This is a genomic window from Promicromonospora sp. NPDC052451 (assembly GCF_044547525.1).
Taxonomy (GTDB): Bacteria; Actinomycetota; Actinomycetes; order Actinomycetales; family Cellulomonadaceae; genus Promicromonospora.
This window is the reverse complement of record NZ_JBIUAP010000001.1, coordinates 32,834-55,999: the sequence shown is the minus strand read 5'-3', so window position 1 is coordinate 55,999 and position 23,166 is coordinate 32,834. Positions and strand designations below refer to the sequence as shown.

Here is a 23,166-nt window from a genome sequence, read left to right as displayed (position 1 = left end):
GGATGTGCGGGTCGTTACGACAGCGACCATGCGGCTGCTGCCAGGGCGTGCCCGGACGTGGCAGCAACCGCATGGTCGACGCGCCCGCCGCCCCAGGCCTCGCCCGCCGCCCCAGGCCTCGCCCGCCGCCCCCGGGGCCCCTGGTCCGCCGCCATCGGCGGCCTTGCCCTCCGTAGGTAGCCCGGTCCTCCGCCAGCCGCCCCCTCCGGGGGCGATCAGTCGAAGTAGTGCTCCACGTCCACCGGTCCGCCCTCCTCGGCGAACTCCTCGTGGACGGCGGCGCGCAGCCCGGCGTCGTACAGGTAGTCCAGGGCGGTCGCCGCGAGACCGGCGGCACTGTCGACGGCGGCCGACACCGCCGCCGGGGTCGCGGCCGCGGCGGCGAACTCCGCGGTGTGCAGCGCGATGTCCGGGTCCGCGACCTGCACGAGCGGGTGGATGCCCGGCACGCGGAACGACACGTTGCCGAAGTCGGTGGACGCCGCCAGCGTCTCCGACAGCACCCCCGCCGGCAGCGGGTCGCGTCCCAGACGACGCTGCGCCGCGACCCAGCGGTCGGTGAGGACCCGGTTGGTCCGGACGGGGAGGCTCGGGTGGGCGCCGTCGTCCCAGGTGATCTCGACGTCCGTGCCGGTCATGAGGGCCGCGCCCCGCGCGATGTCGTCGAGGCGCCGGGACAGGTCGCGCAGGGTGTCCGGGTACTTGGAGCGCGCGTACAGGTGCACGACGGCGCGTTCGGTGATGATGCTCGGCCGCGTGCCGCCCTCCGCGATGGTGGCGTGCACGCGGTCCACCGGGGGCATCTGCTGGCGCAGCAGGCCGATGCCCTGGTACGCCAGGGTCGCCGCGTCCAGGGCGTTGCGCCCCATGTACGGCTGGGCGGACGCGTGCGCGGGACGGCCCGTGAACGTCCAGGTCAGCAGGCGGCGCCCGAGCCACACCTGGTCGGCGACGTCGAGCCCGTAGGGGTGCACCATGATCGCGGCGTCGACGCCCTCCAGCGCCCCGTTGCGGGCCAGCACCTCCTTGCCCGAGTGCCCCTCCTCGGCGGGCGTCCCCAGGAGGACGATCCGCCCGGCGGGTGCGCCGCCGGAGGCCATGGCCTCGCGCGCGGCGAGGAAGGCACCGACGCCGGACGCGGCGATCACGTTGTGGCCGCACGCGTGGCCGATGCCGGGCAGCGCGTCGTACTCCGCGCAGATCGCGATCGTCGGCCCGGCCGGATCGCCGGCCTCGGCGCGGAACGCGGTGTCCACCCCGTACGCGCCCAGCTCGGCCTCGATGCCGTGCCGTGCGAGGACCTCGACCAGGGTCGCCGCGCTGCGGTGCTCCTCGAACGCCGGCTCGGGGTGCTCGTGCAGGCGGTGCACGATCTCCGCGAGCTCCGGCGCCAACCGGGCCGCGGCGCGCTCGGCGGCGGCGACCAGCGCGACCGGGGCGCCGGCCCCGGACCCGGCCGTCCCCGTCGGCCCGGCGGCGTCCTCACCCGTGGACGGGCCGGTCAGCGCCTCCCGCCGCACGGCGGTCTCGGCGACCAGATGGTCGAGATAGGCGGTGCTGGGCGGGGTGGGGCGGTTCATGCGGTCCATCGTATGGAAGCCGTAACACGACCGGAAAATTCACCCCTTAGATTACGGCCCGACGTCGCTCGATCACCGCCCGGCCGAGGGAGACCGCATGAGCACCGCAGCACCACCTGTTCGCCCGTCCCGCGCCGACCGGTTCCTGGGCGCCGTCGAGCGCGTCGGCAACCGGCTGCCCGAGCCGTTCACCCTCTTCCTGATCCTGTTCCTCGCCGTCGCGCTCGTGTCGACGTTCATGGCGCTCGCCGACGTGACGGTACAGATCCCGGGCGCCGAGGAGGTCACCCGGATCCAGGGGCTGTTCACGCCCGAGGGGCTCACGTGGTTCACCCAGAACATCGGGGTGAACTACATCGGGTTCCCGCCGCTGGTCACGGTGCTGACCATCTGGCTCGCCGTGGGCGTGGCCGAGAAGACGGGTCTGCTCGCCGCGGGCATCCGCGCCGTCTTCGGCTCCGCGCCGCGCTGGGCGCTGCCGTATGCCGTGGGGTTCGTCGGCGTGATGGGCAGCGTGATGTCGGACAGCGCCTTCGTGGTCATCCCGCCGCTGGCGGCGCTGGTGTTCCAGGCCGCCGGCCGGCACCCGGTGGCGGGTCTGCTCGGCGGGTTCGCCGCGGCGGGCGCCGGATACTCCACGAACATCGCCGTGACCAGCCTCGACGCACTGTTCTCCGGGATCACCACGGCGGTGACGGAGATCCTGCCCAACCCGGGCGATCCCGTGAACCCGCTGTCGAACTGGTACTTCAACGTGGTCTCGGCCGTGCTGCTGTCCGTGCTCGCCGGGTTCCTCATCGACAAGGTGCTGGAGCCGCGCCTGGTCCGGCAGGGCGTCCCGGTCGACCAGGCGCGACTGGCGGGCACGGTGGTGCCCGGCACCGGCCCGGCGGGCATCGACGAGCACGCCGGGGATGCCACCCTCTCGCGGACCGAGCGGCGCGGACTGGCGTTCGCCGTCGGCTCCCTGCTGCTGGTGGCGGTCGTCCTGACGGTCGCCTTCGTGGTGCCGGGCTCGCCCTGGCGCAACGCCGACGGCGGGTTCCTCCCGGAGTCGCCGCTGCTCAGCTCGATCACGTTCGTCGTCTTCGTGCTGTTCCTGGTGCCCGGGATCGTCTACGGCGTGGTGACGCGGTCGGTGACCTCGATGAAGGACGTGCCGCGGCTGCTGGAGCAGTCCATCCGCGACATGGCGGGATTCCTGGTGCTGGCGTTCGTGCTGGGCCAGTTCATCGCGGTCTTCAACTGGTCCGGCGTGGGCCAGTGGATCGCCGTCGCGGGCGCCGAGGGGCTCGAGTCGGCCGGGCTGACCGGCTACGGGGCGATCCTGGGCTTCCTCGTGCTCGCGTCGCTGCTGAACCTGTTCATCATCTCGGGCTCGTCGCTGTGGACCATCATGGCGGCGGTGTTCGTGCCGATGTTCGCGCTCATCGGGTACGAGCCCGGCTTCGTGCAGGCCGCGTTCCGCGTGGGCGACTCGGCGACCCAGATCATCACGCCGCTGAACCCCTACATGATCGTGCTGCTCACGTTCCTGCGGCGCTGGGAGCCGAAGGCGGGCCTGGGCACGGTGATGGCTCGGCTGCTGCCCTTCACGATCGCGTTCTGGCTGGTGTGGGCGGCGGTGCTGTCGGTGTTCTTCTTCCTCGACCTGCCGGTCGGCCCCGGGAACGGCATCTTCCTGGAGTGACCGGTGCCGCGGCGCACCGGGTGCGGTGCGCCGCGGCTGCCCCGGTCAGTCGAGGTAGTCCTTCACGAGCTGCTCGGCCAGCCCGGTGTACGTGGCCGGGGTCAGGGCGGCGAGGCGCGCGGCGACGTCGTCGGGCAGGCCCAGGCCCGCCACGAACTCGCGCATGCGCGCGCCGTCCACCCGCTGCCCGCGTGTCAGGTCCTTGAGGCGCTCGTACGGGTTCTCCATACCGGGCACGCCCGCGACCGATGCGGCACGCATCGCCGACTGGACCGGTTCGCCCAGCACCTCCCAGTTGGCGTCGAGGTCCTCGCGCAGCAGCGTCTCGTTGACGGCCAGGCGGTCCAGGCCGCGCGCCACGTTGTCGATGGCGAGCAGGCTGTGCCCGAACGCGGGGCCGATGTTCCGCTGCGTGGTCGAGTCGGTCAGGTCGCGCTGCAGGCGCGAGGTCACGAGCGTGGCCGAGAGCGTGTCCAGCAGCGAGCACGAGATCTCGAGGTTGGCCTCGGCGTTCTCGAACCGGATCGGGTTCACCTTGTGCGGCATCGTGGACGAGCCCGTGGCGCCCGCGACCGGGATCTGCGTGAAGAAGCCGAGCGAGATGTAGGTCCACACGTCGGTCGCGAGGTTGTGCAGGATCCGGTTGAACCGGGCGACGTCGGCGTACACCTCGGCCTGCCAGTCGTGCGACTCGATCTGCGTGGTCAGCGGGTTCCAGTCCAGCCCGAGGCCCTCGACGAACGCCTTGGAGACGGCGGGCCAGTCGGCCGACGGGACGGCGACCGTGTGCGCGCCGTAGGTGCCCGTGGCGCCGTTCAGCTTGCCCAGGTACTCCGCGCCGTCCACGCGGCGGAGCTGACGGCGCAGCCGGTGCGCCAGCACGGCGAGCTCCTTGCCCAGGGTGGACGGCGTCGCGGGCTGGCCGTGCGTGCGTGACAGCAGCGGCGCCGCGGCGTGCTCGCGCGCCATGCCCGCGAGCTGGTCGACGACGGTGGTCGCGGCCGGCAGCCACACCTCGCGCACCGCGCCCCGCACCATCAGCGCGTAGGACAGGTTGTTGATGTCCTCGCTGGTGCAGGCGAAGTGCACCAGCTCGCTCGCGGCGGGCAGGCTCGTCTCGCCCAGCGCCTCGGGGGCGGCCGCGATGCGCCGCTTGATGAAGTACTCGACCGCCTTGACGTCGTGCACGGTCTCGCGCTCGATCTCGGCCAGCTCGGCGATCTCGGCCGCGCCGAACGTCGCGGGGATCGCGCGCAGGTACTCGATCTCGGCCTGCGTCAGCGTGGGCGCGCCGGGGACGACGGGCGCCGCGACGCTGTCCGCGCCGTTGCACAGCGTGATGAGCCACTCCACCTCGACGTGGATGCGCTCGCGGTTCAGCGCGGCCTCGCTCAGGTGGTCCACGAGCGGTGCGACGGCCTTGCGGTACCGGCCGTCCAGGGGGCCGAGCGCGATGGCGGGGCTCACGTCCGCGAGCGTGACGCGGGCGGCGGGGCTGGGCGTGGTGGTCTCTGGCACGTGCTCCATTCTCCCACGGGCGCGTCCTGCCCCCGGCTGGTTGTCCACAGGGCCTCCGGTCGGCGAGCAAGGCGGACGACACGCACATTTCACCGGGGGTGACGCCGTGGAAACAGCGGAGGCGTCCACGCAACACGGCTGTCACAGGGGATCCAGAACGATGTCCAACCATGGATACAACGCAGGATCCGGTGCTGCAGGAGCCCGGGACGCAGCGCGGCCGCCGCACGACGGCACGCGTGCGGGTGTACGAGGCGCTCCGGGGTGAGCTCCTCTCCACGGCGGTGTCGCCGTTCGCCCGCTACACGGAGGAGAACGTCGCCGAGCGGTTCGGGGTCTCCCGCACCCCGGTCCGCGACGCGCTGGCGCGGCTGGAGGCCGACGGGCTCCTGGTCAAGCGGGACGGCGGTCTCTTCCGCTACACCCCGACCGTCACCGAGTTCACCGACCTCTACGAGCTGCGCGTGCTCCTGGAGACGTGCGGGCTGGACCGGGCCATCGACGACCCGACGATCCGCCACGACGCAGGCGCCATCGAGGCCGAGCTGGTCGTGTGGCAGGAGCGCGCCGACTCCGGGATCCAGCCCGACGCCGGCTTCGTCACGGCCGACGAGCAGTTCCACACCGTGCTCCTGGGCGCCGCGGGCAACGCCGAGCTGGTCGGGGCGCTGCAGCGGGTCAACCGCCGCATCCGGCCGGTGCGCATGCACGACTACCTCACCCAGGACCGGGTCGACGCGACGATCAGCGAGCACATCGCCATCGGCGAGCTGGTCCTGTCCGGCCGCCTGCGCGAGGCCCGCGACGCGCTGCGCACGCACGTGGGGCAGTCACAGTCGATCGTCCGCGCGCGGGCGGCCCGGGCCATGCACCTCATGCAGCTCGCCCCCTGACCACGCGGCCGTCCCGCCCGGCCCGGGAGCCCGCCCCGCCCCTCACCCCGTCCCGCCCCCCCGACCAGGAGGAGACCCCGCATGACCCGAACGAGCCCACCGGACGCGGTCCGGGCCGCCTACGCCCGGATCCGGTCCGCCGAGCCCGGCCACGTCTGGATCCACCTGCGTGCCGAGGAGGGCGCCCTGGCGGACGCCCGGGACGTCGCGGCGCGCACGGCGGCCGGCGCGGACCTCCCGCTCGCGGGTCTCGTGTTCGCGGTCAAGGACAACATCGACGTGGCCGGCCTGCCGACCACGGCGGCACACCCGGAGTTCGCCTTCGTACCGGCCACGAGCGCCCCCGTCGTCGAGCGCCTGCGGGCCGCCGGTGCGGTGCTGGTGGGCAAGACCAACCTGGACCAGTTCGCGACCGGCCTGGTCGGCACCCGCAGCCCCTACGGTCCCGTCGCGAGCGCGGTCGACCCGGACCGGGTGGCAGGCGGCTCCAGCTCCGGCTCGGGTGCCGCGGTCGGGCTGGGCCTGGTCGACTTCGCGCTCGGCACGGACACCGCGGGGTCGGGGCGGGTGCCGGCCGCGTTCAACGGCGTCGTCGGGCTCAAGCCGACGGTCGGGCTCCTGCCCGCCGACGGCGTGGTCCCGGCCTGTCCCTCCTACGACACGGTGTCGGTCTTCGCCGCGGACGTGACGCTCGCGGCCCGCGTGCTGACCGTCTGCCAGGCACCCACCACCGGCGACGCGACAGACCCTCAGGACGCCGGGGCGACCCGGGCGCCGGACGCGCGGGCCTGGCCCGCGGACGCGCCGCAGGGCGCGCCCGCGCACCCGGTCGTGGCGGTGCCGCGCGACGAGGACCTGGGCACGCTCTCCCCGGCCGTCCGCGCGGCCTTCGCCGCCGCCGTCGGCCGGCTCGAGGGCACCGGTGCCACGGTGCGGCGCATCGACCTCACACCGTTCCTCGCGGCCGGACGTCTGCTGTACGACGGCGGCCTCGTCGCCGAGCGCGCCTGGTCCTACGGCGAGTTCCTCGCGGGCCACCCCGTGCAGGCCGACCCGGCGGTCGCCGCCATCGCCGCGGCGGCGAGCGGCGTCGAGGGCACGCGGGTGGTCGCCGACCAGCAGCGTCTCGCCGGGCTCACGCGGCAGGGCCGCAGGCTCCTGGACGGCACCGACGCGCTGCTCGTGCCCACCGCGCCGATCCACCCGACGTTCGCGCAGGTCGCCGCCGACCCGATCGGCGTGAACTCGACGGTGGGCACCTTCACGAACTTCGTGAACCTCATGGACCTGGCCGCCGTGGCCGTCCCCGCGGGCCGGGTCGACGGCGAGGGGCAGTTCGGCGTGACGTTCGTCGTCCCGGCGTTCCACGACCAGGTGGCCGCCGACCTCGCGGCGCGGTTCCTGGGCGAGGGGGAGGAGGCGCCCCTCCTCGGGGCCCCGGGGGTCGACGTCGCGGTCTTCGGGGCGCACCTGCGGGGCGAGCCCCTGAACGCCCAGCTCGACGCGCTCGGCGGCCGGTACCTGCGCGACGTCGCCACGGCCCCGGCGTTCCGCATGCTGCTGGTCGAGGGGGCCGTCGACCGTCCCGCCGTCGTCCGCGGGGGCGAGGGCTCGGTGCCGGGCGAGCTGTGGCGGCTCTCGCCCGCGTCGCTCGCGCGTCTCCTGACCTCGATCGCCGCGCCCCTGGCCCTCGGCCCCGTCGAGCTGTCCGACGGGTCGACCGTCGTCGGTTTCACCGGGGCGCCGACGGGCACCGAACCCGACATCACCCACCTGGGCGGGTGGCGCGCCTACCGGACCGCTGCCGCCACCCCTGCCTGACCCCCATCGAACGAGGAGACCCTGATGACCCTGCTCAAGCCTGCCCTGGCCGCCGTCGGCGCCGCCGCACTCGCCCTCGGCCTCACCGCCTGCACCGGGGCCGCCGCCGACGGTGCGGACGACGGCACCGTGACGATCGGGACGCTGCGCGGTCAGCCGCACCTGTTCACGCCCTACTTCTACGACGACTTCGCCCCCGAGGGCGTCGAGTTCGAGATCGTCCTGTTCGACACCTCCTCGGACATCAAGAACGCGATCGTCTCCGGATCGGTCGACTTCGGCGTCACCGGCGCGGCGTCGGTGATCACCGGCGTCTCGCAGCAGCAGGACGTGACCGTCGTCGCGTCGTCCGCCGACGGCGGCACCCGCATCGTCGCCTCGCCGGACATCGCGACCCCCGAGGACCTGGTGGGTGCCACGGTGGGCTACCCGATGGGCGCGACCCAGGAGATCCTGCTCAAGGAGACCCTCGCGTCCCTGGGCATCGACCCCGAGGAGGACGTCGAGCTCGTCAACCTTCCGTTCGCCGAGATGGCCGGTGCCTACTCGTCCGGTCAGATCGACGCGTTCATCTCGGCCGAGGTGGGGCCGTCGATCGCCATGCAGGAGGACGCGCACGAGCTGACGTCCCCGTACGAGGCCGGGATCGGCCGCACGAACATCGTGCTCGCCACCACGGCCTCCCTGGTACAGGACGACCCCGAGCTCGTGCAGGACGTGGTCGACACCCACGCCCAGGCCACCGAGCACCTGGCCGCCCACCCGGACGAGTGGGCCGACCGCATGGTCGAGGAGTTCGCGGTGGACCGTGCCGTGGTCGCCACGGCGATCGAGAACACGTGGCCGCGCTGGGAGATCGACGCCGACTACGAGCAGACGCTCCGGGCGATGAACGACGAGATGGTCGCCTTCGACCAGGTCGCGGAGCCCGCCGACGCCGAGGCGCTGACGGACACCACGTTCGTCGACGCCGTGGACACCCCGTGAGCGCGCGGACGCGCGGCCGCTTCGCCTGGAGCGCCTGGCTCCTCGCGCTGCCGGTGCCGGTCCTGAGCCTGCTCCTGTGGCACGTGGGCGTCCAGGGCGCGTGGGTGCTCCCGTTCGGCATCCAGATGACCTTCCTGCCCCTTCCGGCGGACGTCGGCCTGCGGCTGGTGGACCTCGCCGTCGGGGGTGTGTACGACGACTCGTTCAGCGGCACGCTGTGGACGCACCTGGGGGCGTCGGCCGCGCGGGTGCTCCAGGGATTCCTGCTGGCGGTGGCCGTCGCGGTGCCGCTGGGCGTGCTCATGGGCCGGTCGCGGCTGGTGTTCCGGATGCTCGACCCGACCGTCAACCTCGTGCGGCCGGTCCCGGTCACGGCCTGGGCGCCGCTCACGCTGCTGATCATCGGCTTCGGCGACCGCTCGACGGTCTTCCTGGTGTTCCTGGCCGCGGTGTTCCCGATCCTGCTGAACACCATCAGCGGCGTGCGGCAGGTGTCCGGGCGGCTCCTGGAGGCGGCCGCGATGCTCGGCACCCCGCCGGCGCAGGCGCTGTACAAGGTGGTCATCCCCGCGGCGACGCCGAGCATCGTCGGCGGCATGCGGATCGCGATGGGCCTGGCCTGGGTGATCCTCGTGGTCGGCGAGACGGTGGGCATCGACACGGGTCTCGGCGCCATGATCACGCAGGCCAGGGAGCAGTCCCGCACCGACCTGATCATCGTCGGCATGATCGTCATCGGCCTGGCCGGCTTCGTCGCGGACCGCCTGCTCGGGCTGGTCTTCCGCGTGGCGTTCGGCCGGCGTCCGATCCTCAAGTGATGGCTGGACCGAAGGAGGCAGGAGCATGGTGAAGATCGGTCGGATCCGGGAGAACCTCCCGGCGGACATCGTCATGAAGGGCCTCGGCAAGCAGTACCCGGGTGCCGCCGTCGCCGCCGTGGAGGGCGTGGACGTCACGGTCGCCGCGGGGGAGGTGCTGTGCATCGTAGGGGCGTCGGGCTGCGGCAAGTCGACTGTGCTGCGCATGGTGGCGGGCTTCGAGGAGGTCACCTCCGGCACGCTGACGGTCGCGACGGAGCCGGTCGCCGGCCCCGGGCCCGATCGCGGCGTCGTGTTCCAGGACTACGGCCTGTTCCCCTGGCTCACCGTCGCCGAGAACATCGCCTACGGTCCTCGGCAGGCGTGGCTGCAGCGTCCCCTCGTCGCGGAGCGCACCGAGCAGGCGCTGGAGGCCGTGGGCCTGACCCGGGTGGCGGGCTCGTTCCCCCATCAGCTCTCCGGCGGCATGCAGCAGCGCGTGGCGATCGCCCGCGTGCTGGCCAACAAGCCCTCGGTGCTGCTGATGGACGAGCCCTTCGGTGCCCTCGACGCCCTCACGCGCGTGGAGATGCAGCACGAGCTGCAGCGCATCCAGCGTGCGGCCGGCATCACGGTGCTGTTCGTGACGCACAGCATCGAGGAGGCCGTCTACCTCGGCGACCGCGTGCTGGTCATGGCGGGCGGGACGGCGCACGGCGTGCCCGGCCACGTGCGCGAGATCGTGGACGTGGACCTGCCGGCGGACCGCGACGCGTCGTCGCCGGAGTTCAACGCGATCGAGCGGCACGTGGACGGGCTGGTCCACGCGGGGCACGCCGTGCGCCTGTGACAGGTGCGTCACGGCCTCTCGGGACAGCACCCTGCGGGCGCGAGGGTGACCACAGGTGGCCTCCACGGTCGTTCGTGCACAGGAGCCTGTCACCGCCGGGTGCCCGGACCTCGTCCCGGCCTACGGTCTCCAGGACCTGACCGACGGGCCTGACTGACAGGCCTGACTGACAGGCCTGACTGACAGACCTGACCCACAGGACCGGACGGAGTGGAGCCGATGAGCAGAGGTGGCACGTGCGTACCCGACGTGGACGGGACAGCACGACGGACGGGCCGCGCCGCGTGCTGACGGGAGGGGCGCCCGCGGCGCTCGCAGAGGTGGCGGCCCTGGTGGAGCGGTCGGCCGCGGAGCTGGGCGCGGCCGGCCACGTCGAGTGGCGGGCGCGGGCGGCCGACCTGTACCGCGCGGCAGTGGCCGAGGAGGCCCGGGCCCTCGCCCGGGACCGCACGCTGCTGGACGAGGCGGTGCGGGCCGCGGCCCAGGTGGCGATGCCGGGCGTGCAGGCGGTGCCGGGGGAGCCCTACGGCGGGTGGGCGCGGTGAGCCTGGCGCCGGAGGACACCGTGGCCGTGTACGGGGGCACGAGCCTGTCATCGGCCGAGACGGACTCCGTGCGCGGGGCCGCGGCGCGGCTGGCGCGCGTCGCCGACGACCTGAGGGCCGCGTCGGTGCGCTGCCTGGGTGTCAGCGGGGACCTCGCGCTGCCGGGTGTCGGTGGGGCGGGCGACGCCGGGGCAGGGTCCGGCGGGATCGGTGCGTCGGGCCTGGTATCGCTGGCGCGCGACGTCGCCCGCTGCCTCGCGGAGCGTGCCCGGGCCTGCGACCTCCTGGCCTGGCGGCTGCTGCGTGCGGCCGGCCTGTACGAGGAGGCCGAGTCGACGGCCGAGCGGCTGGTCGGCGGGCTCGTGACCGCGGGCACCTTCGGCACGGGGGTGGCGCTCGGCAGCCTGGGGTGGCTGGGCCTGGCAGGGGTGGGTGTGCTGGGCGCGGCGGAGGCCGCCGGCCGGCTGGGCGGCGCCGGGGCGACGGGCGGCGCGCTGATGCCCGTGGCCGGAGCGGTCGCCGGTGCCGCGACCCGCGGGCTGGCCCCGTGGTCGGACGAGGTGGTCGCCGGGCTGGGCGGCGGCGTCGCGTTCGCGCAGCCGGGGCCGGCCCAGGGCCGGCCGGGGGTTGCCGGCGGGGCCGGCGTCCTCGCGCACGTGGCCCGCGAGGTACCCCTCCTGGGCGACGACGACGCCGGGGTCCGGCTCACGCGGCTCGGCGCGGAGGACTTCGCGTCCGGCGCCGTGCCCGCCTGGTCCGCCACCGGGGCGCGCTCCGTCCGTGAGGCACTGGCCCGGGTCGACGACCTCTACCCGGGCCCGGGTGGCGCGCCCCCGGCCACGATCGCGGTCCAGAGGGTGACCGGGCAGGACGGCACGGTGTCCTGGACGGTGCTGGTGCCCGGCACCCAGTCGGCCCTGCCGGCGGGGCACCCCTGGGACGGGCGGACCGACGTCGAGCTCATGGCCGGGCAGCCCGACGGTGCGACGGCGGCGATCGAGCGCGCACTCGCGGACTGCGGCGTCGGGCCCGACGAGCCCGTCACCCTCGTGGGCCACAGCCTGGGCGGCATCGCCGCCGCGGCGCTGGTGTCCCGGGCGGGTTTCGCGGCGCGCTACCGCGTGGGCGGCCTGGTCACCGCCGGTGCCCCGACCGGGCTGATCCCGGTGCCGCCCGGCGTCCCGGTGCTGCACCTGGAGACCCCGGAGGAGCTGGTCTCGAACACCGACGGCCGGTCCGGCGCGGAGAATCCCCGCACCCGCGACCGGGTCACCGTGGTCCGGTCGCTCCAGGACTCGGCCGATCCGGGCGACCGGGCGGCGTCGGGCAGCCTGCCGGCGGCGCACTCGGTCGCCACGCACGTCCGCACGCTGGACCTCGCCCTCGCGTCGGGTGACCCGCGGGTAGCCGAGGTGACCGGCCGGATCGGACCACGGCTGGCCGGGGAGAGCGTGACCACCTCCTACTACCGGGTCGAACGGGCCGGCCCGTGACCGGCCCGTCCGGCCGCGGGTTCAGTCCGAGACCCGGTTGGGCAGCAGGGCCAGCAGGATCGTCTGCACCACCGAGATCACGAGCGCGGCCAGCACGTACCACCAGAAGCCGCCCGTCACCTCGAGCCCCCAGTTGGGCTGGTCCGAGAACCAGGACTGGTTCGTGATGAGAGTGGTGATCCACAGCATGAGGGTGTTGACCAGCACGGACACGAGGCCGAGCGTCAGGATGTAGAGGGGGAGCGAGATGAGCTGGACGATCGGCTTCACGACCATGTGGACCAGGCCGTAGACGACGGCCACCACCACCAGGGCGAGGATCGTGCCCAGGGTCGTGCCGTCGCTCACGACGTCCATGTGCGAACCGAGGATCAGAGCCGACAGCCCGATCGCGAGTGCGGTGATGAGGATGCGCGCCACGAGCTTCATCCGGCCATCGTGGCATGCTGACCCCCGTGGAAGAAGCATCCGTACCGCTCCGGGCCGCCGTGTCGGCCCTGCCCGCCTACGTTCCCGGCGCCCGCGTCGCCACCGGGTCGCCGGCCTGGAAGCTCTCGTCGAACGAGAACCCCTATCCGCCGCTCCCGTCCGTGCTGGAGGCGATAGCGCGCGGCGCGGCCGAGGTGAACCGGTACCCGGACATGTACGCCGGCGAGCTCGTCGAGGTGCTCGCGGCGCACACCGGCGTGGCGGCCGAGAACGTGGTGGTCGGCAACGGTTCGGTGGCCGTGCTCTCGCACGTGCTCCAGGCCGTCGTCGAGCACGGGGACGAGGTCGTCTTCCCGTGGCGGTCCTTCGAGGCGTACCCGATCGCGGTGGCGGTCGCGGGCGGCAAGGCCGTGACCGTCCCGGTCCAGGAGCGCACGGGCCGCCTCGACCTGCCTGCGATGGCGGCCGCCGTCACGCCCGCCACCCGCGTGGTGCTGGTCTGCACGCCCAACAACCCCACCGGTCCCGCGGTGCACGCGGACGAGCTGGAGACGTTCCTCGCGGCGGTGCCGCGGAACGTGCTCGTGGTCGTGGACGAGGCCTACCTGGAGTTCGTGCGCGACCCCGAGGTACCCGACGGCGTCGACGTGCTGCGCCGGCACCCGAACGTCGTGCTGCTGCGCACCCTGTCCAAGGCGTACGGGCTGGCGGGTCTCCGCGTCGGCTACGCGGTCGCCGAACCCCGGCTGGCCGCGGGTATCCGGTCGGTGTCCACGCCGTTCGGCGTCTCGCACCTGGCGCAGGTCGCCGCGCTCGCGTCGCTGGCGCCCGCCGCGCAGAGCGAGCTCTTGGAGCGGGTCGACGCGCTGGTCGCCGAGCGCACGCGCGTCACCGACGCCCTGCGCGACCAGGGCTGGGACCTGCCCGGGACGCAGGCCAACTTCGTCTGGTTCGGGCTGGGCGAGCAGACCGTCCAGCGCGCCGCCGAGGCGACCGCCGGCGGCGTCCTGGTCCGTCCGTTCGCGGGTGACGGGCTCCGCGTGACCATCGGCGAGGTCGCGGCGAACGACGCGTTCCTGCGGATCGCGGCGGGCTGGCGCTGACCTGACGCCGACCTGACGCCGAGGGCCGGCCCGGGCCCGGGCCCGTTCAGCCGATGAGCGCGTCCGCCAGCACGCCGTCCCGTGCGGTCCAGGCCGGGGCCGCGCCCACGAGCGAGTCGAGCCGTTCGATCCGGCGGGCGGCCATGTCGTCGGCCGGCGTCAGCACCACGATGCGCTCACCGCGGTCCCGGTCGAGCCACAGGCTCTGGAACACGACGTTGACCCGGCCCACCCGGGAGGACCGGTAGCGCCGGAGCTGGCCCGGCCGGTCGCCGCGCACCTCGTGCTCGCCCCAGTAGCGCACGAACTCGGGCGAACGCTCGCGCAGGCCGCCGAGCAGCCCCTCCCATCGCGGGTGGTGCCGGAACTCGGCCTCGCGGGCACGCAGCCGCCCGGCGAGGTCGCGGAGCACCACCTCGGGCTCCACGAGGCTGTCACGCCAGTCGTCGTGCGTGAACAGCAGCCACGCGCAGTTCCGGTCGGCGGGGTCGACGGCGTCGAGGTCGCCGAACAGGAACCGGTAGGTGCGGTTGGCGGCGACCAGGTCGTAGGCGGCGGTCTGGATCGCCGCCGGGTACGGGAGCAGCCGTTCCAGGAGCAGGACGTGCTCGGGCAGCACTCGCATCAGCGGGTTGGGCACGCCGGCGTCGGTGTCGGCCGCCCGCCCGGCGAGGATCATCAGGTGCCGCCGCTCCTCGGGCCGCAGCCGCAGTGCCCGGGCCACGGCGTCGAGCACCTGGTCGGACGGGTTGGGCGCGCGCCCCTGCTCGAGCCACGTGTACCAGGTGACGCCGACGCCGGCGATCTGCGCCACCTCCTCGCGGCGGAGCCCGGGCGTCCGCCGGCGGCCGGACTGCGGCAGCCCGACGTCGGCCGGGGTGACGCGACCGCGGCGCTCCCGGAGGAAGGCACCGAGCGCCTTGTGGTCGGGGTCGGTGGTGGTCACCGGACCAGTGTCACCCCGCGGCGGCCGCACAACCAGGTGGTGCCAGTACCCGTATGAACAGGCTCCTGGTACCAGGATGACCGACGGCGCATGGTCGGAGCATGACGCCATCCCTCCCCACGGCCGTCGACTCCCGCGTGCGCCCGGCCGTCGCCGCACCGGCGGGCGGTGCGACACCGCCCGCCCCGGACACCACCCGCGCCCTGACCGGCGGCGGGCTGGCTGTGCTGCTGCTCGGCTTCGTCCCCGTCAACTTCACGTTCGGTGCCGTGAACCTGCTGGTCCCGGCCATCGCCGCGGACCTGGCGGTCAGCCCGGCCGGTGGCGCGCTCGTGCTGTCGGCCTACACGACGACGTTCGCCGCCGGCCTGGTCGTCGCCGGCCGGCTGGGCGACCGGTACGGCCGGCGGCGGCTCTTCGCCGTCGGTCTCGCCTGCTTCGGCGTGCTGGCGGTGCTCACCGCACTGGCCCAGGGCCTGACGGACCTCGTGGTGCTGCGCGCCGCCCTCGGTCTGGCCGCCGGGCTCTTCACACCGCAGGTGCTGTCGACCATCCAGGCGACGGCGCCCGACGCGCTGCGGTCCCGGGGGATCATCCTGTTCACGGCGGCCGGGGCGGTGGCGACCATCGTGGGGCAGGTGGCCGCCGGAGCTCTCGTGGTCGCCCTGCCCGCGCACCTCGGCTGGCGCGCCGTCCAGCTCGTCACGGCGATCATCGCGCTCGGCGCCCTGCTCGGCCTGCGAGCGGTGCCCGAGTCCCGGTCGGAGGCGCCCCTCGCGCTCGACCTGCCGGGCGCCGCGCTGCTCGGCGGTGGCCTGGTGGCGCTGGTCGTGCCGCTCACGACCGGCCCCGGCGCGGGCTGGCCGGCCTGGGCGGTCGGCCTGCTGGTGGTCGCGGCCGTGACGCTCACCCTGTTCGCGCTCACCCAGCGCCGCGCCGAACGCCGCGGCCTGCTGCCCGTGGTCCCGCCGCGCGTGCTGCGTGTGCCGGTGGTCCGGATCGGACTGCTGATGACGATGCTCTTCTTCGTCACCTACGGCGCGTTCCTGTACGAGATCTCGGAGTACTCGCAGACGGTGTGGGGTGCCGACGGATGGGGCGCCGCCGTGCTCCTGCTCGCGTTCGGCGGGGCGTTCGTGGTCACGGCGCTCGCCCTGCCCCGGATCCTGCGGCGGGTCGGGCCGCGGATCATGGTGTACGCCGCCTCGGGGCAGGCCGTGGTGCTGCTCGGCATCGCTCTGGTGGTGGGGCGCGACGGCGGCGGGACCGCCCCGGTCGTGCTGCAGCCGCTGCTGGTCGCGCTGGGTGCGGCCCAGGCGATGATGTACGGCCCCGCGCTGCAGACCGTGCTCTCCCGCACGCCGACCTGGGCGGCCGGTGTCGCGGGCGGACTGCTCACCACGCTGCAGCAGCTGGGCCTGGGCCTGGGCGTGGCGCTCCTGGGCGGGCTCTTCCACGCGGTGGCGGGTGCGGCGGACGGCACACCGCTGGCAGCAGCCACGGGATCGGGCTCGGGGCTCACCGTCGGCCTGGTCACGGCGGTGACCGCGCAGGCGGCCTGCGCCGTCGTCTTCGCGCTGCTGGCCTCCCGGGTGGTGCGCCACACGACTGCGTGAGGCATCGCGTCCCGTGACCGGCAGCGTGGGGGGGGGGGGGGGGGGGGGGGGGGGGGGGGCGCGGGGGGGGGGGGGGGGCGGGGGCGGGCGCCCCCGCCCCCCGGGGGGGGGGGGCCCCCCCGGCCCCCCCGCGCCCGGCGGGGGCGCGCGCCGCGGGGGGGGGCCCCCCCCCGGGGGGGCCCCCCCCCCCCCCCCCCCCCCCACCACTCGCCCTGGGAGGGTCAGCCCCGCGCGAGACTCCGGTCAGCGCGCCGAGACTGCGTCGCGGGTGTTGGCGGAACCCGACAAACGCGTCGGCGAGAGATTGGGCGGGATCGCGGCAGACCAACCTACGGAGCCGTAGCCTACGCTTGCGTAGGCTACGAGAGCGTAGGTTGCGGATCGGCCATATTTCCGGCTGGACCCGTGCCAGGATGGAAAGGTCCCCGGAACGGGCCGGGCGTCTCCGCAACTGCGGGCGCTCGCGTCCGCAGTCGAAGGAGGAAAGCGTGACTACGACCAACGGCTCCAACGAGGCGATCCCGACGTTGCAGCTACTCGATCCCGAAGGGCACCGCGTCACGACACGCGGCACCAAGGGGTACCGCGACCGCGCAGCGGACCTGACCGCGGAAGACCTCCGTGGCATGTACCGCGACATGGTCCTGACCCGCCGCTTCGACGAAGAGGCGACGTCGCTCCAGCGCCAGGGCGAGCTCGCCCTGTACGCACCCTCTCGTGGCCAGGAGGCCGCGCAGGTCGGCAGCGCCTACGCCCTGCGGCCGCAGGACTACGTGTTCCCGTCGTACCGGGAGCACGGCGTGCTGCAGGTCCGCGGCGTGGACACCGTCGACCGGCTGCGGTTCTTCCGCGGGTCCGACCACGGCGGCTGGGACCCGAACGAGCACAACGCGAACGTCTACACCGTGGTCATCGGCGCGCACACCCTGCACGCCACCGGCTACGCCATGGGCGTCCAGCGCGACGGCACCCCGCTCGACAAGCACGACGGCACCGCCGTGGTCACCTACTTCGGCGACGGCGCCACCTCGCAGGGCGACGTCAACGAGGCCATGGTGTACGCCGCGGTCAACCAGGCGCCCGTCGTGTTCTTCCTGCAGAACAACCAGTGGGCGATCTCCGAGCCGACCACCCGGCAGACGCGGACCCCGCTCTACCGCCGCGGCGAGGGCTTCGGCATGCCGAGCCTGCGGGTCGACGGCAACGACGTGCTCGCCGTCTACGCCGCGACGCAGGAGGCGCTGGAGCGGGCCCGCGCGGGCGAGGGCCCCAGCTTCATCGAGGCGTTCACCTACCGCATGGGCGCCCACACGACGTCGGACGACCCGACGCGCTACCGCACCACCGACCAGGAGGAGGTGTGGCGCCGGCGCGACCCGATCGACCGTCTCGTCGCGCTCCTGCGAGCCGAGGGCGAGCTCGACGACGAGTTCGTGGCCGAGGTCCAGACGGCCGCCGACGAGCTCGGCGTCCGCCTGCGCTCCGGCGTCCGGGCCCTGGACGGCGGTGCGCCCGTCTCGACCTTCGACGACGTCTACGCCACCCCGCACGGCATCGTCGCCTCCGAGCGGGCCTGGTACGAGGCATACGAGGCCGGCGACCCGCCGGCCGAGCAGTACGCGATCGCGGAGACGGCCCAGGGAGGCGCACGATGACAACCATGGCGGAACGTACGCACACCACGTCCGGTGCGTCCGGCACGAAGACCCTGACGCTCGGCAAGGCGGTCAACGAAGGTCTGCGTGCCGCTATGCGGCACGACGACAAGGTCATGCTCATGGGTGAGGACATCGGCCCGCTGGGCGGTGTCTTCCGCGTGACCGACGGCCTGCAGGCGGAGTTCGGCGAGCAGCGGGTCGTGGACACGCCGCTGGCGGAGTCCGGCATCGTCGGCACCGCCATCGGCCTGGCCATGCGCGGCTACCGGCCGGTCTGCGAGATCCAGTTCGACGGGTTCGTCTTCCCGGCGTTCAACCAGATCACCACCCAGCTCGCCAAGATCCACAACCGCACGCGCGGAGCGATCGACATGCCCGTCGTCATCCGCATCCCGTACGGTGGCGGCATCGGCGCCGTCGAGCACCACAGCGAGAGCCCGGAGGCGCTGTTCGCGCACACGGCGGGCCTGCGCGTGGTCTCCCCGAGCAGCCCGCAGGACGCCTACACGATGATCCAGGAGGCGATCGCCTCCCCGGACCCGGTGATCTTCTTCGAGCCCAAGGGCCGTTACTGGGCCAAGGGCGAGGTCGACCTCGACGTCACGGTGGGCTCGGCCACGCTGAACGCGGCCCAGGTGGTCCGGTCCGGCACCGACGTGACGCTCGTGGCCTACGGGCCGTCCGTCGAGACGGCGCTGAAGACCGCGGCCGCGCTCGCGGAGGAGGGCCGCTCGGCCGAGGTGGTCGACCTGCGCGCCATCTCGCCGCTCGACACCGGGGCCGTCGTGGCCAGCGTCCGCAAGACGGGGCGCTGCGTCGTGATCCACGAGGCCCCCGTGTTCTTCGGCGCCGGCGCCGAGATCGCGGCCCGCGTCACCGAGGAGTGCTTCTACGCCCTGGAGGCGCCGGTGCTCCGCGTGGGCGGCTTCCACACCCCGTATCCCGTGGCGAAGCACGAGCACGAGTACCTGCCGAGCGTGGACCGTGTGCTGGACGCCGTCGACCGTGCCTTCGCGCACTGAGCCAGGAGTGAACCGAGAGTGAGCTCGAAGAACCAGAGGTTCCCGCTCCCCGACGTCGGCGAGGGCCTCACCGAGGCGGAGATCGTCGAGTGGCGCGTCGCCGTCGGCGACTCCGTCGAGGTGAACCAGACGATCGTCGAGATCGAGACGGCGAAGTCGCTCGTCGACCTGCCGTCGCCGTGGACCGGGACCGTGGCCGCCCTGCTCGTCGAGGCGGGCACCACGGTCGACGTCGGCACCCCGATCATCGAGATCGCGGTGCCCGACGCCGGCGGTGCGCCCGCAGGTGCGTCCCCCGAGGGCGCCGCGGTGCCGGCCGAGGGCGCGCAGGACGAGGGTTCCGGGTCGGTGCTCGTCGGGTACGGCACGGCCGAGGCGAAGGCGACCGGTCGGCGTCGCCGCCACCAGGTGGCCTCCGCCCCGGCAGCCCCGGCCCCGGCAGCCCCGGCCCCGGTCGCCGTCGCACCGGCGCCGGCGCCCCCCGCCCCGGCGGCCCCCGCACCCGCGGCACCGCCCGTCGCACCCGCACCGTCCAGGGCGGCCACCCCGCCGTCCGACAACGGGGTGACCACGGCCGCCCGTGCGCGCGTGCTGGCCAAGCCGCCCGTCCGCAAGCTCGCCAAGGACCTCGGGGTCGACCTGGCGGGCGTCCACGCGACGGGTCCCGGCGGCATCGTGACGCGTGAGGACGTGGTGGCCCACGCCGAGCGTTCCACGGTGACGACCCTGACGCACTACCCGGACGACGAGCCCTGGCTCGCCTCCGGCGTGGTCTCGCCGGACGGGCGTCAGACGCGCGTGCCGGTCCGCTCGGTGCGCAAGCGCACCGCGGAGGCCATGGTCGCCAGCGCGTTCACCGCACCGCACGTCACGGTCCTGCACACGGTCGACGTCACGAAGACGATGAAGCTCGTGGCGGCGCTCAAGGAGGACCGCGACTTCACGGACGTCAAGGTGACACCGCTGCTGGTGGCGGCCAAGGCGGTGCTGCTCGCCGTCAAGCGCCACCCGCAGATCAACGCCTCCTGGGACGACGCGGCCCAGGAGATCGTCTACAAGCACTACGTGAACCTGGGCATCGCCGCGGCGACGCCCCGGGGTCTCGTGGTGCCGAACATCAAGGACGCGCACACGCTCGACCTGCTCGGCATCGCGAAGGCGCTGGCCGGGCTGACGGCGACCGCACGAGCGGGGCGCACCTCGGTCACCGACATGTCCGACGGCACCATCACCATCACCAACCTGGGCGTCTTCGGCATCGACACCGGTACGCCCATCCTCAACCCGGGGGAGTCGGGGATACTCGCCTTCGGCGCGATCCGCCAGCAGCCCTGGGTGCACAAGGGCAAGGTCAAGCCGCGCTGGGTGACGACGCTCAGCTTCAGCTTCGACCACCGGCTGGCCGACGGCGAGCTCGGCGCCCGGTTCCTGTCCGACGTCGCGCGCGTGCTGGAGGACCCGGCCCGCGGCCTCGTCTGGGGCTGATCCGCCGGACGACCGCACACGTCAGGCCCTCAGGTCACCGACCTGAGGGCCTGACGTGTCGTGCGACCGGGGCCGTGCGCCCCCCGGATCCGTCTGGGAGATCCCGGTGCGAAGGGCGTGCGGTCCCGGCAGCTCACGGCGACTGGACTCGATCGCCGTGCCCCGGGCAAGGTCCGGTGCCCGGTGGCGGTCCGCCACCCGGGCCGCGTGGCGTCATGCCACGCGCATACCGCCGATCGACCGCGGCCGGCCGCGCCGGCGCTTGCGGCTGCGCACGGTGCCGTCGACGACGATCTCGCCGCCCCAGACGCCCCAGGGCTCGCGGCGGGCGAGAGCGCCCGCGAGGCACTGCGCCTTCAGCGGGCACTCGGCGCAGGCGCGCTTGGCCGCCTCCAGGTCCGCCGGATGCTCCGCGAACCAGAGCTCGGGCTGTTCCGAGCACGGCACGGAGTCGTCGGTCTCGGTGATGATGTTCGCGAGGTCCACACTGGTCACAACGCAGAAGAGGGCTAAAGGGTTGGGTTTGGTGCATAATCCGGCCGAACTTTTCCTGAACTTCGTCGAAATGCCCGGTTCGGGCCTGCCCACGCCGTGGTCAACCGGACACCCGCGGACGGTCAGAACCGCGCCGTGGCACGCCTAGGCTGGACCGCGTGACCCCGACCGACGCCCGGAACAGGACCAGCAGAACCGCACGGACGAGCACCGCGAGCGGCCCGGCCAGCCCGTCCTGGCTCGCCGTCGCCCTGCCGGCGGCGGCCCTCGTGGCGCTCGCGGCCCTCGTCGCGGCCGGCGCCTTCTCCGGCGCCTTCACGGCGTTCACGAACTTCACCGACCCGGGCGCGCTCGTGCGCTGGGGGGCGCCCGTCGCGACGGTGGTCACCGAGCTCGCGCTGGCCGTGACCGTGGGCGCGCTCGCGCTGGCGGCCTTCGTGCTGCCGCGCGGTCCGCTCGTGGACCGCGCGCTCGGCGTGGCCGGTGTGGCCGCGGGCCTGTGGACGCTCGCCGCCCTGGTCCAGCTCGTCCTGCGCTTCTCGTGGTCCACCTACCTGCCGCTGGACGCCGGCGGGTTCGGTCCGGCGCTGATGGAGTACGTCTCGACCATCACCGTGGGCCGCACCTACCTGGGCATCGTCATCGTCGCCGCGCTGACGGCGGCCGTCGCCCTGCTGGTGCGCGGCCCGGTGGGGGCCCTGTGCACCCTGGCGCTGCCGGTGGTCGCGCTCGGCATGCAGTCCTCCACCGGGCACGCGGCCGGGGCCGCGAGCCACGACCTGGCCATCTCGGCCCTGTTCCTGCACCTCGGTGGCGCGGCCCTGTGGATCGGTGGCCTCGCGGCCGTCGCGCTCGTCGGCCTGCGGTACGCCGCGACGCCCGACGTGATCCGGCGCTACTCGGAGATCGCGTTCTGGTGCTTCGTCGCGGTCGCGGTCTCGGGGCTGGTCAGCGCCTGGATCCGCATCGGCTCCCTCGACGGGCTGAGCACCGACTACGGGATCCTCCTGGTGGTCAAGGTCGCGCTGCTGGTGGTCCTCGGCAGCCTGGGCTACCTGCACCGCAGCACCGTCGTCTCCCGGCTCTCCGCCGGCACCACCCGGAAGGCGGCGATCGGCCTGTTCTGGCGGCTCACCGCCGTCGAGGTCGGCGTGATGGGCGCGGTGTCCGGCGTGGCGGTCGCCCTCGGCTCCACGGCGCCGCCCGTGCCCGACGAGCCCATCACCGACCCCACCCCGGCCGAGCTCGTGACCGGTCACCCGCTGCCGCCCGAGCCCACGCTCGTGCGCTGGTTCACCGAGTTCCAGTGGGACGTCGTCCTCGCCTTCGCCTGCGCGGCCGCGCTGTTCGTCTACGTGCGGTGGACCCTGCGGCTGCGCCGCCGCGGCGACGCCTGGCCCGTGGGCCGCACCATCTCCTGGTGCCTCGGCATCCTGGTCCTGTTCTGGGCCACGAACGGCGGCGCCGCCACCTACGGGCACGTCCTGTTCAGCGCGCACATGGTGCAGCACATGATCCTCGCGATGGTGGTGCCGCTGTTCCTCGTGCTGGCCGCGCCGGTCACGCTGCTCGTCCGGGCGGTCCCGGCGCGCAAGGACGACTCGTGGGGTCCCCGCGAATGGGTGCTCGCGCTGGTGCACTCGCCCTGGGGCCGGTTCATGGCCAACCCGGTGGTGGCCGCCGTCCTGTTCGCGGGCGGCATGATCGTCTTCTACTTCACGCCCCTGTTCGAGCTCGCCCTGACCACCTACGCGGGCCACCTGTGGATGGTCGCCCACTTCACCCTCGTCGGGTACCTCTTCGCGAACGCCCTGATCGGCGTCGACCCCGGTCCCTCCCGTCCCGGGTACCCGCTGCGCCTGGTGCTCCTGTTCGCCACCATGGCGTTCCACGCGTTCTTCGGTGTCGCACTCACCTCGGGCACCGCGCTGCTGGTCCCCGACTGGTTCGGGCTCATGGGCCGGCCCTGGGGGCCGTCCGCCATCGTGGACCAGCAGAAGGGCGGCGCCGTCGCCTGGGGGATCGGGGAGCTGCCGACGCTGCTGCTCGCCGTCGGCGTGGCGATCTCCTGGACGCGGTCCGACGCCCGGGAGGCGCGGCGCACCGACCGCAAGGCGGAGCGGGACGGCGACGCCGAGCTGGAGGCGTACAACGCCATGCTGGCCGAGAAGGCGGAACAGGCCAGGCGCACGGAGCGCTGACCAAAATCAGGCCCACGACGGGCCCCGGGCGTGGTAG

At 74.0% G+C, this 23,166-nt stretch carries 19 protein-coding genes; 14 read left to right on the top strand and 5 right to left on the bottom strand.

Annotated features, from left to right (window positions below):
• Positions 1–215: 215 nt before the first annotated feature.
• Positions 216–1,589, bottom strand: coding sequence for a M20 family metallopeptidase (locus ACIG47_RS00255; RefSeq protein WP_397429141.1), 1,374 nt, complete (start codon positions 1,587–1,589; stop codon positions 216–218).
• An 88-nt stretch (positions 1,590–1,677) separates the two neighbouring features.
• Here ACIG47_RS00255 and ACIG47_RS00250 point away from each other — a divergent pair, with 88 nt between their 5' ends.
• Complete coding sequence (locus tag ACIG47_RS00250; RefSeq protein ID WP_397429140.1) at positions 1,678–3,270, top strand: AbgT family transporter; 1,593 nt, start codon at positions 1,678–1,680, stop codon at positions 3,268–3,270.
• Between the two features lie 45 nt (positions 3,271–3,315).
• Here the strand turns inward: ACIG47_RS00250 and purB are convergent, their stop codons facing one another.
• Positions 3,316–4,797 carry an adenylosuccinate lyase gene (gene purB / locus ACIG47_RS00245; protein WP_397429139.1) on the bottom strand — a complete coding sequence of 494 codons (1,482 nt, stop codon included), beginning with the start codon at positions 4,795–4,797 and terminating at the stop codon, positions 3,316–3,318.
• 161 nt (positions 4,798–4,958) lie between these two features.
• Here purB and ACIG47_RS00240 point away from each other — a divergent pair, with 161 nt between their 5' ends.
• From ACIG47_RS00240 to ACIG47_RS00210, 7 genes are all read left to right on the top strand, one after another.
• On the top strand, positions 4,959–5,681 hold the full coding sequence (locus tag ACIG47_RS00240) for a GntR family transcriptional regulator (protein ID WP_397429138.1): 723 nt from the start codon (positions 4,959–4,961) through the stop codon (positions 5,679–5,681).
• 81 nt (positions 5,682–5,762) lie between these two features.
• Entirely contained in the window at positions 5,763–7,502 is a 1,740-nt protein-coding gene (gene atzF, locus ACIG47_RS00235) for an allophanate hydrolase (RefSeq protein ID WP_397429137.1), read from the top strand.
• A gap of 24 nt (positions 7,503–7,526) precedes the next feature.
• The gene (locus tag ACIG47_RS00230; RefSeq protein WP_397429136.1) at positions 7,527–8,489 is read left to right on the top strand and encodes an ABC transporter substrate-binding protein; all 963 of its coding nucleotides are present in this window, start codon (positions 7,527–7,529) and stop codon (positions 8,487–8,489) included.
• Positions 8,486–9,307 (top strand): ABC transporter permease, encoded by an 822-nt coding sequence (locus ACIG47_RS00225; RefSeq protein WP_397429135.1) that lies wholly within the window; start codon positions 8,486–8,488, stop codon positions 9,305–9,307. The genes ACIG47_RS00230 and ACIG47_RS00225 overlap by 4 nt, the downstream gene beginning before the upstream one ends.
• Before the next feature lie 25 nt (positions 9,308–9,332).
• Positions 9,333–10,136 carry an ABC transporter ATP-binding protein gene (locus tag ACIG47_RS00220; protein ID WP_397429134.1) on the top strand — a complete coding sequence of 268 codons (804 nt, stop codon included), beginning with the start codon at positions 9,333–9,335 and terminating at the stop codon, positions 10,134–10,136.
• A 236-nt stretch (positions 10,137–10,372) separates the two neighbouring features.
• Positions 10,373–10,681 carry a hypothetical protein gene (locus tag ACIG47_RS00215; protein WP_397429133.1) on the top strand — a complete coding sequence of 103 codons (309 nt, stop codon included), beginning with the start codon at positions 10,373–10,375 and terminating at the stop codon, positions 10,679–10,681.
• Positions 10,678–12,174, top strand: a complete 1,497-nt coding sequence (locus ACIG47_RS00210) for a hypothetical protein (RefSeq protein ID WP_397429132.1) — start codon at positions 10,678–10,680, stop codon at positions 12,172–12,174. The genes ACIG47_RS00215 and ACIG47_RS00210 overlap by 4 nt, the downstream gene beginning before the upstream one ends.
• 21 nt (positions 12,175–12,195) lie before the next feature.
• On the opposite strand, the gene ACIG47_RS00205 is transcribed toward ACIG47_RS00210, so the two are convergent.
• Positions 12,196–12,603 carry a phage holin family protein gene (locus tag ACIG47_RS00205; RefSeq protein ID WP_397411905.1) on the bottom strand — a complete coding sequence of 136 codons (408 nt, stop codon included), beginning with the start codon at positions 12,601–12,603 and terminating at the stop codon, positions 12,196–12,198.
• A 14-nt stretch (positions 12,604–12,617) separates the two neighbouring features.
• Between ACIG47_RS00205 and hisC the strand changes: the two genes are divergently transcribed.
• Positions 12,618–13,706 (top strand): histidinol-phosphate transaminase, encoded by a 1,089-nt coding sequence (gene hisC / locus ACIG47_RS00200; protein ID WP_397429131.1) that lies wholly within the window; start codon positions 12,618–12,620, stop codon positions 13,704–13,706.
• A gap of 46 nt (positions 13,707–13,752) precedes the next feature.
• Here hisC and ACIG47_RS00195 read toward each other — a convergent pair whose 3' ends face one another.
• Positions 13,753–14,652 carry a helix-turn-helix transcriptional regulator gene (locus ACIG47_RS00195; protein ID WP_397429130.1) on the bottom strand — a complete coding sequence of 300 codons (900 nt, stop codon included), beginning with the start codon at positions 14,650–14,652 and terminating at the stop codon, positions 13,753–13,755.
• 101 nt (positions 14,653–14,753) lie between these two features.
• Here ACIG47_RS00195 and ACIG47_RS00190 point away from each other — a divergent pair, with 101 nt between their 5' ends.
• From ACIG47_RS00190 to ACIG47_RS00175, 4 genes are all read left to right on the top strand, one after another.
• A complete protein-coding gene (locus ACIG47_RS00190) occupies positions 14,754–16,268 on the top strand; it encodes an MFS transporter (protein WP_397429129.1) in 1,515 nt (504 codons plus the stop codon).
• Positions 16,269–16,756: 488 nt separating this feature from the next.
• Entirely contained in the window at positions 16,757–17,923 is a 1,167-nt protein-coding gene (gene pdhA / locus ACIG47_RS00185) for a pyruvate dehydrogenase (acetyl-transferring) E1 component subunit alpha (RefSeq protein WP_397429128.1), read from the top strand.
• Positions 17,920–18,948, top strand: coding sequence for an alpha-ketoacid dehydrogenase subunit beta (locus ACIG47_RS00180; protein ID WP_397411895.1), 1,029 nt, complete (start codon positions 17,920–17,922; stop codon positions 18,946–18,948). Before pdhA ends, ACIG47_RS00180 begins: the two co-directional genes overlap by 4 nt.
• Before the next feature lie 18 nt (positions 18,949–18,966).
• Positions 18,967–20,433: a dihydrolipoamide acetyltransferase family protein gene (locus tag ACIG47_RS00175; RefSeq protein ID WP_397429127.1), complete on the top strand. Its 1,467-nt coding sequence runs from the start codon at positions 18,967–18,969 to the stop codon at positions 20,431–20,433.
• Between the two features lie 213 nt (positions 20,434–20,646).
• Here ACIG47_RS00175 and ACIG47_RS00170 read toward each other — a convergent pair whose 3' ends face one another.
• Positions 20,647–20,919, bottom strand: a complete 273-nt coding sequence (locus ACIG47_RS00170) for a WhiB family transcriptional regulator (RefSeq protein ID WP_397412677.1) — start codon at positions 20,917–20,919, stop codon at positions 20,647–20,649.
• A 167-nt stretch (positions 20,920–21,086) separates the two neighbouring features.
• On the opposite strand from ACIG47_RS00170, the gene ACIG47_RS00165 reads away from it, so the two are divergent.
• Positions 21,087–23,129: a cytochrome c oxidase assembly protein gene (locus ACIG47_RS00165; RefSeq protein WP_397429126.1), complete on the top strand. Its 2,043-nt coding sequence runs from the start codon at positions 21,087–21,089 to the stop codon at positions 23,127–23,129.
• Positions 23,130–23,166 lie beyond the last annotated feature (37 nt).

Bases quoted from the DNA above. Each gene is read 5' to 3' on its own strand.
- purB (WP_397429139.1), bottom strand. From the start codon at position 4,797: ATGGAGCACGTGCCAGAGACCACCACGCCCAGCCCCGCCGCCCGCGTC.
- ACIG47_RS00240 (WP_397429138.1), top strand. From the start codon at position 4,959: ATGGATACAACGCAGGATCCGGTGCTGCAGGAGCCCGGGACGCAGCGC.
- ACIG47_RS00255 (WP_397429141.1), bottom strand. From the start codon at position 1,589: ATGGACCGCATGAACCGCCCCACCCCGCCCAGCACCGCCTATCTCGAC.
- ACIG47_RS00230 (WP_397429136.1), top strand. From the start codon at position 7,527: ATGACCCTGCTCAAGCCTGCCCTGGCCGCCGTCGGCGCCGCCGCACTC.
- ACIG47_RS00205 (WP_397411905.1), bottom strand. From the start codon at position 12,603: ATGAAGCTCGTGGCGCGCATCCTCATCACCGCACTCGCGATCGGGCTG.
- ACIG47_RS00250 (WP_397429140.1), top strand. From the start codon at position 1,678: ATGAGCACCGCAGCACCACCTGTTCGCCCGTCCCGCGCCGACCGGTTC.
- atzF (WP_397429137.1), top strand. From the start codon at position 5,763: ATGACCCGAACGAGCCCACCGGACGCGGTCCGGGCCGCCTACGCCCGG.
- ACIG47_RS00190 (WP_397429129.1), top strand. From the start codon at position 14,754: ATGACGCCATCCCTCCCCACGGCCGTCGACTCCCGCGTGCGCCCGGCC.
- ACIG47_RS00220 (WP_397429134.1), top strand. From the start codon at position 9,333: ATGGTGAAGATCGGTCGGATCCGGGAGAACCTCCCGGCGGACATCGTC.
- ACIG47_RS00180 (WP_397411895.1), top strand. From the start codon at position 17,920: ATGACAACCATGGCGGAACGTACGCACACCACGTCCGGTGCGTCCGGC.
- hisC (WP_397429131.1), top strand. From the start codon at position 12,618: ATGCTGACCCCCGTGGAAGAAGCATCCGTACCGCTCCGGGCCGCCGTG.